12 protein-coding genes are annotated in these 14,564 nt (G+C 72.9%); 8 read left to right on the top strand and 4 right to left on the bottom strand.

The window, feature by feature from the left end; genetic code table 11:
- Positions 1-10: 10 nt before the first annotated feature.
- Together AB0C66_RS22715 and AB0C66_RS22710 are read right to left on the bottom strand one after the other, a co-directional pair.
- Positions 11-2,269 carry a molybdopterin oxidoreductase family protein gene (locus AB0C66_RS22715; RefSeq protein WP_362441389.1) on the bottom strand — a complete coding sequence of 753 codons (2,259 nt, stop codon included), beginning with the start codon at positions 2,267-2,269 and terminating at the stop codon, positions 11-13.
- Positions 2,270-2,445: 176 nt separating this feature from the next.
- Complete coding sequence (locus tag AB0C66_RS22710) at positions 2,446-3,141, bottom strand: TetR/AcrR family transcriptional regulator (RefSeq protein WP_362441386.1); 696 nt, start codon at positions 3,139-3,141, stop codon at positions 2,446-2,448.
- Positions 3,142-3,180: 39 nt separating this feature from the next.
- On the opposite strand from AB0C66_RS22710, the gene hmgA reads away from it, so the two are divergent.
- The 3 genes from hmgA to AB0C66_RS22695 all read left to right on the top strand — a co-directional run bounded on the left by hmgA (position 3,181) and on the right by AB0C66_RS22695 (position 6,772).
- Positions 3,181-4,518, top strand: coding sequence for a homogentisate 1,2-dioxygenase (hmgA, locus tag AB0C66_RS22705; RefSeq protein WP_362441383.1), 1,338 nt, complete (start codon positions 3,181-3,183; stop codon positions 4,516-4,518).
- Between the two features lie 70 nt (positions 4,519-4,588).
- A complete protein-coding gene (locus AB0C66_RS22700; RefSeq protein WP_362441860.1) occupies positions 4,589-5,338 on the top strand; it encodes a GntR family transcriptional regulator in 750 nt (249 codons plus the stop codon).
- A gap of 222 nt (positions 5,339-5,560) precedes the next feature.
- Complete coding sequence (locus tag AB0C66_RS22695) at positions 5,561-6,772, top strand: type ISP restriction/modification enzyme (RefSeq protein WP_362441857.1); 1,212 nt, start codon at positions 5,561-5,563, stop codon at positions 6,770-6,772.
- A gap of 12 nt (positions 6,773-6,784) precedes the next feature.
- Here the strand turns inward: AB0C66_RS22695 and AB0C66_RS22690 are convergent, their stop codons facing one another.
- Positions 6,785-7,507, bottom strand: a complete 723-nt coding sequence (locus tag AB0C66_RS22690) for a TetR/AcrR family transcriptional regulator (RefSeq protein ID WP_362441380.1) — start codon at positions 7,505-7,507, stop codon at positions 6,785-6,787.
- Positions 7,508-7,571: 64 nt separating this feature from the next.
- Here AB0C66_RS22690 and AB0C66_RS22685 point away from each other — a divergent pair, with 64 nt between their 5' ends.
- Positions 7,572-8,534 (top strand): ATP-binding cassette domain-containing protein, encoded by a 963-nt coding sequence (locus tag AB0C66_RS22685; RefSeq protein ID WP_362441378.1) that lies wholly within the window; start codon positions 7,572-7,574, stop codon positions 8,532-8,534.
- Positions 8,531-9,340 carry an ABC transporter permease gene (locus AB0C66_RS22680; RefSeq protein WP_362441375.1) on the top strand — a complete coding sequence of 270 codons (810 nt, stop codon included), beginning with the start codon at positions 8,531-8,533 and terminating at the stop codon, positions 9,338-9,340. Before AB0C66_RS22685 ends, AB0C66_RS22680 begins: the two co-directional genes overlap by 4 nt.
- Before the next feature lie 148 nt (positions 9,341-9,488).
- On the opposite strand, the gene AB0C66_RS22675 is transcribed toward AB0C66_RS22680, so the two are convergent.
- The gene (locus AB0C66_RS22675; protein WP_362441372.1) at positions 9,489-9,752 is read right to left on the bottom strand and encodes a hypothetical protein; all 264 of its coding nucleotides are present in this window, start codon (positions 9,750-9,752) and stop codon (positions 9,489-9,491) included.
- A gap of 222 nt (positions 9,753-9,974) precedes the next feature.
- Here AB0C66_RS22675 and AB0C66_RS22670 point away from each other — a divergent pair, with 222 nt between their 5' ends.
- The 3 genes from AB0C66_RS22670 (at position 9,975) to AB0C66_RS22660 (ending at position 14,550) form a co-directional block, all read left to right on the top strand.
- Positions 9,975-11,483, top strand: coding sequence for a DUF4331 domain-containing protein (locus tag AB0C66_RS22670; RefSeq protein WP_362441370.1), 1,509 nt, complete (start codon positions 9,975-9,977; stop codon positions 11,481-11,483).
- Positions 11,484-11,611: 128 nt separating this feature from the next.
- Entirely contained in the window at positions 11,612-12,964 is a 1,353-nt protein-coding gene (locus AB0C66_RS22665) for a tetratricopeptide repeat protein (RefSeq protein WP_362441367.1), read from the top strand.
- Entirely contained in the window at positions 12,961-14,550 is a 1,590-nt protein-coding gene (locus AB0C66_RS22660; protein WP_362441364.1) for a sulfite exporter TauE/SafE family protein, read from the top strand. Before AB0C66_RS22665 ends, AB0C66_RS22660 begins: the two co-directional genes overlap by 4 nt.
- Positions 14,551-14,564: the final 14 nt, after the last annotated feature.

Here is a 14,564-nt window from a genome sequence, read left to right as displayed (position 1 = left end):
AAACCCCTGGTCAGTCCGGTAGCGGTGGAGTGGGCTCGGTGAGCGGGGCCAGCTGCACCGGGCAGCCGTTCAGCACCGCGGTGCCCGACAGCGGATCGAGCCGTGTGCCGTCGATCAGCTGGTTGGCGTTGGCCCCGGCATGGGCGTCGGCCACCGACATCCGGGTGCCGGGGCGGCCATGCCCCCAGCCGTGCGGAAGGCTCACCACTCCGGTGCGCACCGCGTCCGTCACCTCCACCGGGACCTCGAGCTCCCCGCCGTCGCCCTTGACCCGGGCGAGGCCGCCGTCGGCCAGGCCCAGCCGGGCGGCGTCCTCCGGGTGCACCTGGAGGGTACACCGGTTACTGCCGCCCACCAGCGACGGGACGTTGTGCATCCAGCTGTTGTTGGAGCGCAGATGGCGGCGGCCGATGAGGACAAGACCGGTGGGCCGGTCGGCCAGCGCGCGCCGCAGCCGGTCCACATCGCGTGCGATCGGCTCCGGGCACAGCTCCACCGTGCCGCTGCGGGTGCGCAGCAGCTGGGGCAGGCGCGGGCGCAGCGGGCCGAGGTCGATCCCGTGCGGCCGGTCGAGCAGTGTCCGGAGGGTCAGCCCGTCGGGGTCGGCGCCGAAGCCGTCGCCGTAGGGGCCGAGCCGCAGCATCATGTCCAGCCGCCGTTCGGCACCGGTGTCGCCGGTCAGCAGCGCCGTCAGATCGGCGGTCGGCCGCCCGTGCACCGGCGATCCGGGCTCGGCCACGGCCTTGCCGAGCGCGGCCTCGACCGCCATGGCGTCCACCGTCGCCGGATCCGCGCCGCCGTGTCCGCTGGCGCAGAGCACCAGCCGGGCCAGGATGTCGCTCTCGCTCATCCGGTCCGCGTCGAGCGGGACCGCGGGGCGGGAGTAGCGGACCTGGTTGCGCACGGCCAGGTGGTTGAAGGTGAAGTCGAAGTGCGGGCTCTGGCTGGGCGGGGGCGGGGGCAGCACCACATGGGCGTGGCGCGCGGTCTCGTTGAGGTACGGGTCGACGCTGACCATGAAGTCCAGCCCGGCCAGCGCCCGTTCCAGCCGGTCGCCGTCGGGAGCCGACAGCACGGGGTTGGCGGCGATGGTCAGCAGGGCCCGGATCCGCCCCTCCCCCGGGGTCTCCATCTCCTCGGCGAGCGCGACGGAGGGCAGTTCGCCCTTGGCCTCGGGATGGCCGCTGACCCGGCTGTGCCAGCGGCCCAGCGCGAACCCCTTGCCGGGGCCGGGTGCGCGCTCCCGTCGCGCGGTGGCGGCGAGCGGGAACATCATCCCGCCGGGGCGGTCCAGATTGCCGGTGAGCGCGTTGACCACGTCGACCAGCCAGCTGGTGAGGGTGCCGAACTCCACGGTGGTGGAGCCCATCCGCCCGTACACCGCGGCCTTCGGCGCCGCCGCCAGTTCCCGGGCGAGGGTGCGGATCTCCTCGGCGGGCACCTCGCAGGCGGCGGCCACCGCCTCCGGCGGGAAGTCCTCGGCCAGCCGCCGGACCTCGGCCACCCCGGTGAGATGGGGCGCCAGCTCGCCCGTGGTCACCAGGTCCTCGTCGAAGAGCACCCACACCATGGCGAAGAGCAGCAGGGCATCGGTACCGGGACGTATCGCCATATGCCGGTCGGCCATCCTGGCGGTACGGGTGCGCCGGGGGTCGACCACGATCAGCTTGCCGCCGCGCCGCCGCAGCGCCCTCAGCCGTCCGGGGAAGTCGGGGGCGGTACACAGACTGCCGTTGGAGTCCATCGGGTTGGCGCCGATCATCAGCAGATGGTCGGTGCGGTCCAGATCGGGCACCGGCAGGGCGTTGGCGTCCCCGTAGAGCAGCCCGCTGGAGACATGCTTGGGCATCTGGTCGAGGGTGCTCGCGGTGAAGAGGTTGGGGGTGCCGAGCGCGCCCAGCAACAGCGGGGGGTAGAGCCCGCCCGCCACGGTGTGGACGTTGGGGTTGCCGAGCACCACCCCGGCGGAACGCCCGCCGTGTTGGCGCAGGACCGGCCACAGCCCGGCCTCGACGGCGGCGAACGCCTCGTCCCAGTCCGCCTCCCGCAGCCGTCCGTCGCGCCGCACCAGCGGCCGTCGCAGCCGGTCGGGGTCGGCGTCCAGCTCGCCGAAGGACGCGCCCTTGGGGCAGATGAAGCCCCGGCTGAAGACATCCTCGTCATCGCCGCGCGCCCGGGTGACCCTGCCGCCCTCGACGGTCAGCGTCAGCCCGCAGGTGGCCTCGCAGAGCGGGCAGATACGCAGGGCGGCACGGGCGGTGGGGCTCATGAGGGCTCCTCCATGTCGGGGGCTCCGTATCGGCGCCGGGGGCTCCGCATCGGCGGCCCCTCTCGGGGCTCCCTATCGGGACTCGTTTCGCCTCCGGCCGGGCCCTCACCATACCGACTGGTACGCATGTCGGGGAGGCGTCGAAGGGAACTCCTCGCCTCCATCACCACGGCGGCTCAGTCCAGGAGCCGCGCCAGGTAGGCGCGCAACAGCTCCTTGGTCTCCGCGACGATCACCGGATCGCCCTCGGGGTCCGTCCGGAACGCCAGCCGCAGCAGGGCGTCGGCGGCCTCGACCGCGAGCAGGAAGGCGATCCGCAGCCGCTCCCCGGCCTCGCCCTCGCCGTCGGCCCCCTCGGCCCCCGCACCGCGCAGCCGGTCGGCGAGCAACGCCAGCAGCCGGTCGGCCACCACATGGTTGGGCTGATCCTGCCGCCCGGTGGCCGGGAGCGGGAACCCGAACTCGATGAGCGCGAACCCGGGCGCCCCGCGCTTCATGGCCAGGTACTCGTCGACGACGACGTCCATCGCCTCGCGCCACCCGCTGTCCGGTGCCGCCTCCGCCAGCCTCCGGGTGATCCGCTCGGCGTACTCGTCGAGGTTGCGGTGGGCCAGGGCCTCGGCCATGGCGCGCTTGTCGGAGAAGAAGCGGTAGACCGAGCCGATGGGGACATTGGCGCGCTCGGCGACGGCGCGGGTGCTCAAGCGCTCGTAGCTGATCTCGTCGAGCAGCTCGGCGCAGGCGTCGAGGATCCGGCCGAGGCGCTCGGCGCTGCGGCGCTGGACCGGATTGCGGCGGAGGGGCGGTATGGGCACGCCACCATCCTGCCCGATCGTTGACGGACCCCGTCTTCGATTCCTATCGTCTGACATAGGAATGGTGGCGGCGAGGTCGAGCTTCGGGAGCGCACGATGGATGACGGCACGGGGATCGAGCAGGCGCGGAAGACGGCCGAAGGACTGGCCTACTCCTCCGGCTTCGGCAATGAGCACAGCAGCGAGGCCGTGCCCGGCGCACTGCCCATCGGCCGCAACTCCCCCCAGCGCGCACCGCTGGGGCTGTACGCGGAGCAGTTGAGCGGCACCGCCTTCACCGAGCCGCGCGCCCACAACCGCCGCTCCTGGCTGTACCGGATCCGCCCCTCGGCGGCCCATCCCCCGTTCACCCGGATCGACAACGGCGCGGTGCGCGGCGCACCGTTCACCGAGACCGTGCCGGACCCCAACCGGCTGCGCTGGGACCCGCTGCCGGAGCCACCCGCGGGCACCGACTTCCTGGCCGGGCTGTGGACCCTCGGCGGCAACGGGGACGCCACCCAGCGCTCGGGGATGGCCATCCACCTCTACACGGCCAACGCGTCCATGACCGACCGGGTGTTCAGCGACGCCGATGGTGAGCTGCTGATCCTCCCCGAGCGCGGCGGGCTGCTGCTGCGCACCGAGTTCGGGATGCTGCGCGCCGAGCCGGGGCATATGGCGCTGATCCCGCGCGGGGTGCGGTTCCGCGTGGAGCTGCTGGATTCGACCGCGCGCGGCTATGTCTGCGAGAACTACGGCCGTCCGTTCGTCCTCCCCGACCTCGGCCCGATCGGCGCCAACGGCCTCGCCAACCCACGGGACTTCCTGGCGCCGGTGGCGGCGTACGAGGATGTCGAGCGGCCGGTTCAGGTGGTCAACAAGTTCTGCGGCAACCTCTGGGCCGCGACCTACGACCACTCCCCGCTGGACGTCGTCGCCTGGCACGGCAACCATCTGCCGTACGTCTACGACCTGCGCCGCTTCAATGTGCTGGGCACCATCAGCTACGACCACCCGGACCCGTCCATCTTCACCGTGCTCACCTCGCCGTCGGACACCCCGGGGCTCGCGGGTGTGGACTTCGTGGTCTTCGCGCCGCGCTGGCTGGTGGGCGAGGACACCTTCCGGCCGCCGTACTTCCACCGGAACGTGATGAGCGAGTACATGGGGCTGATCGAGGGCGCGTACGACGCCAAGACGGCGGGCCCCGGGGGTTTCGTACCCGGCGGCGGCTCCCTGCACAACATGATGTCGGCGCACGGCCCGGACCATGAGACCTTCGAGCGCGCCAGCGCCGCCGAACTGGCGCCGCGCAAGGTGGACGACGGACTGGCCTTCATGTTCGAGACCCGCTGGCCGGTCACCGCCACCCCGCAGGCGATGGGGGCCGACCACCTCCAGACGGGCTACGACGACGTATGGCAGGGTCTGGAGCGTCACTTCCGCCCGTGACACCCACCGCCCGCATCCGCCCCGCACCGCAGGAACGTGACCCGTGACCGCGACCGGAGACCGCGCCCCCGTGACCACCTTCGCCCCCGACTCGGTGGCCCTGAACCGCAAGCTGCCGCTGTGGTACCAGGTCTCGCAGTCGCTGCGCGCCTCGATACTCGGCCGGGGGCCGCACGACCCGCTGCGGCTGCCGACCGAGGACCGGCTCGCCGAGCACTACGGCGTCAGTGTCCTCACCATGCGGCAGGCGCTCAAGGAGCTGGAGACGGAGGGGCTCATCAGCCGCCACCGGCGGCGCGGCACCTTCATCGAGCCGAGCGCGCGGCGCGGTTCCCCGGTACGGCTGCTGGGCTCGGTCGACGCGATCGTGGCCCAGCAGTCCGGTGAACGGACGACGGTGCTGGACCACGGTCCGGCGGCGGTCCCGGCGGAGCTCGCGGAGTACTTCCCCGGCCTGGACGAGGCGGCCGGGTACCGGCGGCTGCGCCGCGACGGACAGAGCGGCGAACCGACCAACTGGGCGGAGAACCTGGTCCGCCCCGAGCTCGCCGACCGTATCGACCTCGCCGATCTGGAGCGCTGGCCGATGACGAAGGTACTGCGGGACGTGGTCGGGGTCCGGATCAGCCGGATCACCGACACCGTGGAGGCCCGGCTCGCGGACCCGGAGACCTCCCGCCTCCTCCAGGTCCCGCTGCTCAGCCCGATCCTGCACTACACCGGGGTGACCTACGACGAGGGCGGCCGGGTGGTGGACGTGGCGCGGATCCACTACCGGGGGGACCGCTTCTCGTTCACGGTGACCCTCGAAGCGGAGTGACTGCCGTCGGCCGAGTGGTTCGTCAGGGGCCTCGCCGACGACGGGCGGCCGCATAGTGCCACGGCGTGGGGGCGCTCACCGGCGACCGCCCGCCAGGCAAGCGCGGCGCGACCGACGGCGGACGGACACACGCCGCGAACCGGCGCCCACAGAGCCACGTCCCACCTCCTCGGCGGGTGGGGAGATACGGCGAGCCGAGCGCAGCGGAGGGGCATGGATAGCATGCCGGGCGTGGGAGAACGGGACGCACCGCTGCTGGCGGACCTGATGCCGTGGGCCGTGGGGCCGCTACGGCTGGGGCGGGCGTGGGTGATGGGGCCCGACGCCGCCTCGCTCACCGCGCGGTGGGAGCGGCTGATGGCCACCGGGGACGAGGCGGAGCGCGCCGCGCTGTTCCGGCCGTCCCGTGCGCGGACCCTGCACACCTCCGTCGCCCAGCTGCCCGGTCAACGAGGCTCCACCGCGCGGCTGGTGCGGGCCGACGGGCCGTGTCCCGAACCGGTGCGGGTGACCTGCGGACCGTTCGACCAGCAGTGGCTGATACCGGACCACCGGCTGATCGACGCGGCCCGGCCCGAGCTGTGGCGGGTCGCCGACGACCGGCAGATCCATGTGGTCGAGACGGCGGCCGGGTCCGGTCCCGACCCGGCGCTCGCCTTCTCGGCGGCGCTGCCGGACGGGTGGTCCGCGGCGGGCCGTCCGGGCCGGATCCGTCCGCTGTACCGGCGCCCGGGCGGCCGGGAGCCCAATGTCGCCCCCGGTCTGCTCGACCATCTCGGTGCCCGGCTCGGCCGGTCCGTCTCCGCCGAGGACCTGCTCGCCTGGACCGCCGCCGCGGCGCACTCCGCGCCCTGCGCCGTTCCGCTCACGGCCGATCCGGAGGTGTGGGCGCAGGGCGTGGAGCTGGGCCGCCGTGCGCTGTGGCTGCATACGCGCGGGGCGCACAGTGGTGAGCGCCCGCGGATGCCGGGCGGTCAGCGCCCGTACGTACGCGCCGCGCTCCCGGCCCGCGGTCTGCCGGACTCCCTGGGCTACGACCCGGAGGCGGCGGCGCTGCTGCTGGGCGAGGGCCGGATCTCCCCGGTGCCGCGCGGTGCGTGGGAGTTCCACGCGCAGGGGGTGCGGGTGCTGGAGAGCTGGTTCGAGCGGCGTACGCGCCGGGGCGAGCCCGGCACGCTGGACGCGGTGGTGCCCAGGGCGTGGCCGTCCGCCTGGACCTCCGAACTCCTGGAGCTGATCACCGTGCTGGCGCTGCTCGCCGAACTCGGCCCGCGACGCCGTGATCTGGCGGCCCGGTTGGCGGACGGAGAGCTGATCGCCCCGGCGGAGCTGCACGGGGCGGGCGTCCTGCCGGTGCCGGCCGCGGCCCGCCGTCCGGCCTCGGTGCTCGATCACCACGAGGAGGGCCCGGAGGGCCAGTTCGCCCTGTGGTGACCGTGGCCGCGATCAGCGCGTGGCCGCGTACCCGGCCAGGACCCGGCCCAGGAGCCGGTCGAAGGTCTCGTCCGGGTCGGCGGCGGCCGGGGCGGCGGCGAAGGTGCGGGAGAGGTGCGGATAGTCGCCGCCGGCGATGACCCGTGCGAGATAGGCGGTCTGGGCCGCCCGGCGCTGTTCGGCGGTGGACTCCGAGGCCCGGCGCTGCCGGGCGGCGGCCAGCTCGGAGGAGACGTAGGAGATCACCGTGCCGTTGACCATCGCGATCAGCTCGATCTTGAGGCCGTGGTCGAGGCCCGACTCCTCCAGCGCGGCCAGGCAATACTCCAGGTAGCGCAGCCCGTTGGGGCCCAGCGCGCCACTGGGCAGCACGGCGGCGGGCAGCCAGGGGTGACGGAGCATCAGGGCGCGGCCCTGGCGGGCGACGCCGAGGAGGTCGGCCCGCCAGTCCCCCGACGGCCGCCCGGGCAGCTCGTATTCGCCGGAGACCCGGTCCACCATCAGGTCGACCAGATCCTCCTTCCGCGGCACATAGTTGTAGAGCGACATCGTGCCGCAGCCGACGGCCGCCGCCACCCGGCGCATCGACACCGCGTCCATACCCGCCTCGTCCGCGATCCGCACCGCGGCCTCGGCGATGTCGTCACGGGTGTACGCGGGGCGCGGACCGCGGCCGGTGCGCTCGGGGAGCGCCCAGATCACATCCGGCCCGGCCGTCCGGCCACTCGCTGCCATGGATCATCACCTCGCCCACCATCCTAGTTACGTACAGCGTACGTAGTGAGCTACAGTGAGCCGCATGGAAACTACGTACGCTGTACTTAGTGAAGGGCTGTGCAAACGCTTCGGCGAGGTGCGCGCCCTGCGCGGACTCGATCTCGCCGTCCCGCCCGGTACGGTCTGCGGGCTGCTCGGCCCCAACGGCGCGGGCAAGACCACCGCGGTCCGGATCCTCACCACCCTGAGCGCCCCGGACTCCGGTACCGCGCGGGTCGCGGGCCATGACGTCGTAAGGGACCCCCGTGCGGTGCGCGGGCGGATCGCCGTCACCGGCCAGCAGGGCTCGGTGGACGGGGATCTGACGGGCCGGGAGAATCTGCGCCTGTTCGCCCGGCTCCAGCGGCTGCGCGGCTCCGCCGCCGGAGAGCGGGCGGACGCCCTGCTGGAGCGCTTCGACCTGACGGAGGCGGCCGACCGCCCGGCCCGCACCTACTCCGGCGGGATGCGCCGCCGACTGGACCTCGCGGCCTGTCTGCTCACCGCTCCGGCCGTGCTCTTCCTCGACGAACCGACGACCGGTCTGGACCCGCGCAGCCGGGGCGAGATCTGGGACAGCGTCCGCGAGCTGGCCCGGGCGGGCACCACCGTGCTGCTGACCACCCAGTATCTGGAGGAGGCCGACCGGCTGGCCGACGACATCGTGGTGATCGACCAGGGCCGGACCATCGCCACCGGCACCCCCGAGGAGCTGAAGACCACGATCGGCCGACGGATCGAGATCGTGGTGGCGGACGCGGCGGCGGTCAACGGCGCGGCCGTGGTCCTCGGCAACCTCACCGGTTCACCGGCGGAGTGCGACACCGAACACCGCACCGTCGGGGCCGCGTCCAGCGATCCCGCCCTCACCCTGCCCCGGGTGGTCCGGGAGCTGGACGCGGCCGGGGTGCCGCTGGCGGACGCCTCGGTGCGCCGCCCCACCCTCGACGAGGTCTTCCTCGAACTCACCCACCGCACCGCCGTCCCCGAGGAGGCCGCCGTATGAGCGACCTGAGCCACCCCACGCTCGGCTGGGCCGTCCGCGACACCGTGGCCATGCTGGGCCGTCAGCTGACCCGGCTGCGGCACGCCCCGGCGCTGTTCACCATCACCCTGGTGGCGCCGCTGATGATGCTGGTGCTCTTCGGCTATGTCTTCGGCAGCGCGATCCAGGTGCCGGGCTCGGGCGACTACCGCGAATATCTGGTGCCGGGGCTGTTCGTCTCGATCGCGGCGGGCGGCATCCTCACCGGGATGATCGGTACCGCGCAGGACATGCAGCGCGGGGTCATGGACCGGTTCCGCACCCTGCCGATGAGCCGGGTCGCCGTACCGCTGGGCCAGGCCGCCTCGGAGGTGCTGATCGCCGCGGTGGGGCTGGTGCCGCTGGCGCTGCTGGGGCTCGCCGTGGGGTGGCGGGTACGGGGTGGAGTGGGAGCCGCGCTCGGGGCGTTCGCGCTGTTGCTGCTGTTCCGCCTGGCCACCGCCTGGATCGGGCAGTACCTCGGCATGGTGGTGGGCAAGGAGGAGGCCGCGGGCCAGCTCTCCAGCCTCACCTTCTCGCTGCCGATGGTGTCCAACACCTATGTGCCGACCGACGGGATGCCCGGCTGGCTGCGGTTCGTGGCCGACTGGAACCCGATCAGCGCGGTGGTGGCGGCCTGTCGTGATCTCTTCGGGAACGCGGCGGCGGACCCGGACGCGTCCTGGCCGCTCGCCCACCCGGTGGCGGCGTCGATCGGCTGGTCGCTGCTGCTGGTGGCGGTGTTCATGCCGCTCACCGTCCGCCGCTACACGCGCGGCGGACGGTGAACCGGAACGTCATCCTTCGTCGGTATCCCGGAACGGCTGGGGTGTGCGGTGCCTCACAGCACCGCCACACCGGCTGGAGCGGGCCGGGGTGCCCCCCTGGCTGCCCGGGACGCCGACGGCAATCCTCACAACCGGCGGACCGAGTGGGTCAGCCGTGATTGCCGAAGAGCGAGCGACGCAGCCGACGCAACGGCGCGAACAGCGAAACCCGCGCACTCCGGCTGTTCTTCGCGCGCACATGGTCGCGCGCGGTCAGCTCCTGCATCAGCACCGTCGCCCCCTCGGCCTCCCGCAGCGGGACGGCGGGGCCGCCCATCACCGCGAGATGGCGTTCGAGGCGCGCACTGGACGCACCGCTCCCGCAGTTGATCGCAGGCACTCGCGGCCTGCTCCGTACCGTTATCTGCTCCATGACACTCCCCACCCGTACGAGGGCACCCGCCCCGGGCAGAGTAACCCTACCTCCCCGAGCCGTCACCCGCGCATCCCATGTTCCGGATTCACCACCGCGTCAAGGGTGTTGACGGGAAATGTCACACGCGGACAAATTGTCGGACGGACCAAGCCATCCAGCCGTCGGCCCCGAATTGCTGCTTGAAGGAATGCCCCGACAAGCGTGCGAAGGACCGACAGGATGACCGCATTCACCAGGAGCTTGGCCTCGCTGGTCAGCTGCGCACTGGCCGCGGCCGGGCTCACGGCCGCCGGTGTGGCCGTGCTCCGGCCGGAGACGGCCCAGGCGTCCAGCCACCGCGAGGCGCCGCTGATCTCCGGTCAGCCGCAGTACGACACCACGGACGTGTACGCGTTCGTCAGCCCCGACAAGCCGGACACGACCACGATGGTGGTCAACATGCTGCCGTTCGAGGACCCGGCGGGCGGCCCGAACTTCTACAAGTTCGCCCATGACGCCCGCTACGACCTGCATGTGGACAACGACGGGGACGGCCAGGGCGATCTGCTCTTCCGGTGGACCTTCAAGGACCATCTGCGCAACGGGGACACCTTCCTCTACAACACCGGTCCGGTGACCTCCCTGGAGGACCAGGACCTGAACTTCTTCCAGACCTATGACATCGAGATGATCCACCTCAAGGATCAGCACGCCGTCTCCCGCGAGAAGATCGCGAAGAACCAGCTGGTCGCGCCGTCCAACGTCGGCAAGGCGTCCATGCCCAAGTACGAGACCCTGCGCGACCAGGCGGTCTATCAGCTGCCCGGCGGCGGCTCGACCTTCGCGGGCCAGGCCGACGACCCGTTCTTCCTCGATCTGCGCGTCTTCGACCTGCTGTACGGCGGCGACATGTCCGAGGTGGGCCAGGACAGTCTGAAGGGCTACAACGTCCAGAGCCTCGCCCTCCAGCTGCCGACGAAGACGCTGACCGAGTCCGACGAGCAGCCGGTGATCGGTACGTGGTCCACCACCCACCGCAAGACGGCGGGCGGCGACTGGGCACAGGTCTCCCGGCTGGGCAGTCCGCTGGTCAACGAGGTGGTCATCCCGCGTAAGGACAAGGACAAGTTCAACGCCTCGTCCCCCTGGGACGACGGGCAGTTCCTGAAGTTCGTCCAGGATCCCGAACTGGCCAGGCTGGTGGAGCAGATCTACAAGATCAAGGCGCCCAGGACACCCCGCGACGACCTGGTCCAGGTCTTCCTCACCGGTGTGCCCAAGCTGAACCAGCCACCGAACGTACGCCCCGCCGAGATGCTCCGGCTCAACACCTCCATCAAGCCGACCGCCGGCCCCAAACGCCTCGGCGTGCTCGACGGTGACAACGCCGGATTCCCCAACGGCCGACGGCTGACCGACGATGTGCTGGACATCTCGCTCCAGGCCGTGGAGGGCGAACTCGTCGGCAAGAAGAACGACCTGGGCGACGCGGTGGACGAGAACGACCAGAAGTTCGGCGACTCCTTCCCGTACCTGGCGGTCCCCAACTCCGGTTCGGACGCCACCGCGGCCAAGAAGAGCGCCGGGGACTCGCTGCTCAACGGTGGCGACGGGGTCGACCCGGCCTCGGACGACAACATGCTGCTCGCCGGGTCCGCGGCGGCCGGTGGCGGGGCCGTGCTGCTGCTGGCCCTCGGATTCGCCTGGTGGCGCTCGCACCGTCGGCCGGCCCGGGTCCGCAGGCACTGACCGGTCCGCGGATGAGCGGTCCCCTCCCCAGGGGCGCGGCCCCGCACCTCCCGCGCGGCGGCCGCGCCCTCTCCCCTCTCTCTTCCGTCCGGCCCCGGCGTACGTTCCGGCGAAAGGCAACAGTCACCATGGCTCTTCGGCCACTCCTCCCCCACACACCCCGCACCGCCGTGGTCGTGTGCGCGCTCGCGGTGGGTCTGACCGCCGCCTCGGTCGTGATCGACGGGCCGGGCGGATCCGGCGGCGGGCCGTCCGCGCCCCGTGACGCACGGCCCGCCGCGGCCCGGCTCCAACAGATCAGCGCGGACGGCCTCTCCAGCCGGGTCGGCGCGTTGCAACGGCATCTGCGCACCGAGCCCAAGGACGCGGCGGGCTGGGCCCAGCTCGGCTCCGCCTATGTCGAGCAGGCCCGCGGCACCGGCGATCCCACCCGGTATCCGCAGGCGCAGAAGGCGTTCGCCCGGTCGCTGACCGTCCAGCCGCGCGACAACGACACCTCGCTCGCCGGACGTGCCTCGCTCGCCGCCGCCCGCCATGACTTCCGGGGCGCGCTGCGGGACGCCGACAAGGCGCTGAAGGTGAACGCCTACAGCCAGGGCGCGATGGCCGTCCGCGTCGACGCCCTCGTCGAACTCGGCCGCTACCAGGACGCGTACAAGGCCGCGGAGCACGCCGACGCCACCCGCCCCGGCATCCCCGTGTTCACCCGGCTCGCCTATGTCCTGGAGCTGCGCGGTGAACCGGCGAAGGCGCGGAAGGTGCTGCTGCGCGCCGAGGACTCCGCGACCTCGCCCAGCGACATCGCCTATGTCTCCACCGCGCTCGGCCAGCTCGCCTGGGGCCAGGGCCGGTACGACACCGCCCGTGACGCCTATGACACCGCGCTGCGGGCCGTCCCCGGCTATCTGCCCGCCCTGGAGGGCCGCGGCCGCACCGCGGCGGCGGACGGCCGGCTCGGCGCCGGGATCCGCGATCTGGAGAAGGTCGTCCAGCGCTATCCACTGCCCGCGGAGCTCGCGGCGCTCGGCGAGGCGTACGAGGCGCGCGGCGACCGCGAGCGGGGAAGGCGTCAGTACGCCGTGGTGGACACCTGGATCACCCTGGCGAAGGCCAACGGCGTGGCGACCGACCTCGACAGCGCGCTGGTCGCCGCCGACCACGGCGACGCCGAGGAGGCCCTGAAGGCGGCCCGCGCCGAATGGGACCGGCGGCACACGGTGCACACGGCCGACGCCCTCGCCTGGGCGCTGCACCGCACCGGCGACCACAAGGAGGCCCTGGGGTACGCCGAGCGCGCCGCCGAACCGGGCTATCGCAACGCGGCGTTCCTCTACCACCGGGGAATGATCGAGAAGTCGCTCGGCGAGAAGGCCGCCGCCCGCCGCCATCTGCGCGAGGCGCTCGACCTCAACCCCGGCTTCTCCCCCACCGCCTCCCGTACGGCGAAGGCGGCGCTGAAGGCGTTGGGCGGTGACCGATGAGGCTCCGGTTCCGCGTCCGCCGTCTGGTGGCCGCCGCGGGTGTGCTGACGGGCGCCGCGGCGCTGGTGGTGCTGCCCGCGGGCAGCGCGTCCGCGCATCCGCTGGGCAACTTCACCGTCAACCGCTACGACGGGCTGGTGGTCGCCCCAGGGCGGCTGACGGTGGACCATGTCGAGGACCTGGCCGAGATCCCCTCCGCACAGGCGAAACCGGAGATCGACGGGGACGGTGACAACACCCTCGCGGCGGGCGAGGTGAACGCCTGGGCGGCGCGCCGGTGCGCAAGCGCCGCGCGCGGGGCGCGACTTACCGTCGACGGGCGCACGGTGCCGGTGCGCGCCGCCCACACCACCGGTCACACCCGGCCGGGTCAGGCGGGGCTGCCGACGCTGCGTGTCGAGTGCCGGTTGACGGCCGCGCTGACGCGCGGGGAGCGGACGGCCGTCTCGTACCGTCCGAAGGACATCGGAACCGGCCCCGGCTGGCGGGAGATGACGGCCCAGGGCGACCGGATGACGCTCTCGGGCTCCGATGTGCCGAAGAAGTCCGCCTCGCACCGGCTGACCGGCTATCCCAAGGGGCAGCTCTCCTCACCGCTCGACCAGCGCGCGGCGGCCCTGCGGGCGCGGCCCGGCGGTCCGGCGCTCGCCTCCTCGCCGGAGGCCGAGGAGCGGAAGGGGGTGGCCTCCGGGGTGCTGCCGCGCGGTGTCGACCGCTGGACCGAGGCACTGACCTCGATGGTGGCGCGGCATGACATCACCTTCGGCTTCGCCCTCACCGCGTTCGCCACCGCCGTCCTGCTCGGCGCGATGCACGCGCTGGCCCCCGGACACGGCAAGACGATGATGGCGGCGGCCGCCGCGGCGGGCGGGCGCAGCGCGCTGCGCGATGTGGTGGCGCTGGGCGCGTCGGTGACGGTCACCCACACGATGGGGGTGTTCGCGCTGGGGCTGCTGGTCACGGCGGGTTCGGCGGCGGCGCCCTCGGTGATCTCCTGGCTGGGCATCGCCAGCGGTGTGCTGGTCTCGGCGGCCGGGGCGCGGCTGTTGCGCAAGGCGCTGCGCCATCGGCGCCAACTGAGCCATCAGCGCGCCCACCACCACGCTCATGACCACGAGCACGAGCACAGTCATGGTCACGCGCACGGCCACAGCCACGACCATGGGCACGGACATGCGCACACCCACACCCATGACCACGGGGACGGCCACACCCACACCCATGAGCTGCGGCCCACCCTGCGCGGCACACTGCTGCTCGGATTCGCCGGGGGTCTGGTCCCCAGCCCCTCCGCCGTCATCGTGCTGGTGGGCGCGGCGGCCCTGGGACAGGCGTGGTTCGGCTTCCTGCTGGTGCTGGCGTACGGGCTGGGCCTGGCGCTGACCCTCACACTCGCCGGGTTCACGGTGGTACGGCTCGGGCACCGGATCGCGGAGCGGCTGCGGGCCCGCCGCGCGGCGGCCACGGGCCGCGGTCACCGGCTGCTGGCGGCGCTCCATCGCAGCTCACCGGTGGGCACGGCAGCGGTGGTGCTCGCGCTCGGCTGCGGATTGGTGCTCAGGGGGGCGGCAACTACGCTCGGTTGAGGTACATTCACCCC

Origin of the sequence: Streptomyces sp. NPDC048636 (genome assembly GCF_040650655.1) — a bacterium.
In the GTDB taxonomy this organism is placed as follows: domain Bacteria; phylum Actinomycetota; class Actinomycetes; order Streptomycetales; family Streptomycetaceae; genus Streptomyces.
This window is presented reverse-complemented; position numbering and strand designations above follow the sequence as displayed.

Bases quoted from the DNA above. Each gene is read 5' to 3' on its own strand.
- AB0C66_RS22715 (WP_362441389.1), bottom strand. From the start codon at position 2,269: ATGAGCCCCACCGCCCGTGCCGCCCTGCGTATCTGCCCGCTCTGCGAG.
- AB0C66_RS22710 (WP_362441386.1), bottom strand. From the start codon at position 3,141: ATGTCAGACGATAGGAATCGAAGACGGGGTCCGTCAACGATCGGGCAG.
- hmgA (WP_362441383.1), top strand. From the start codon at position 3,181: ATGGATGACGGCACGGGGATCGAGCAGGCGCGGAAGACGGCCGAAGGA.
- AB0C66_RS22695 (WP_362441857.1), top strand. From the start codon at position 5,561: ATGCCGGGCGTGGGAGAACGGGACGCACCGCTGCTGGCGGACCTGATG.
- AB0C66_RS22690 (WP_362441380.1), bottom strand. From the start codon at position 7,507: ATGGCAGCGAGTGGCCGGACGGCCGGGCCGGATGTGATCTGGGCGCTC.
- AB0C66_RS22685 (WP_362441378.1), top strand. From the start codon at position 7,572: ATGGAAACTACGTACGCTGTACTTAGTGAAGGGCTGTGCAAACGCTTC.
- AB0C66_RS22680 (WP_362441375.1), top strand. From the start codon at position 8,531: ATGAGCGACCTGAGCCACCCCACGCTCGGCTGGGCCGTCCGCGACACC.
- AB0C66_RS22675 (WP_362441372.1), bottom strand. From the start codon at position 9,752: ATGGAGCAGATAACGGTACGGAGCAGGCCGCGAGTGCCTGCGATCAAC.
- AB0C66_RS22670 (WP_362441370.1), top strand. From the start codon at position 9,975: ATGACCGCATTCACCAGGAGCTTGGCCTCGCTGGTCAGCTGCGCACTG.
- AB0C66_RS22665 (WP_362441367.1), top strand. From the start codon at position 11,612: ATGGCTCTTCGGCCACTCCTCCCCCACACACCCCGCACCGCCGTGGTC.
- AB0C66_RS22660 (WP_362441364.1), top strand. From the start codon at position 12,961: ATGAGGCTCCGGTTCCGCGTCCGCCGTCTGGTGGCCGCCGCGGGTGTG.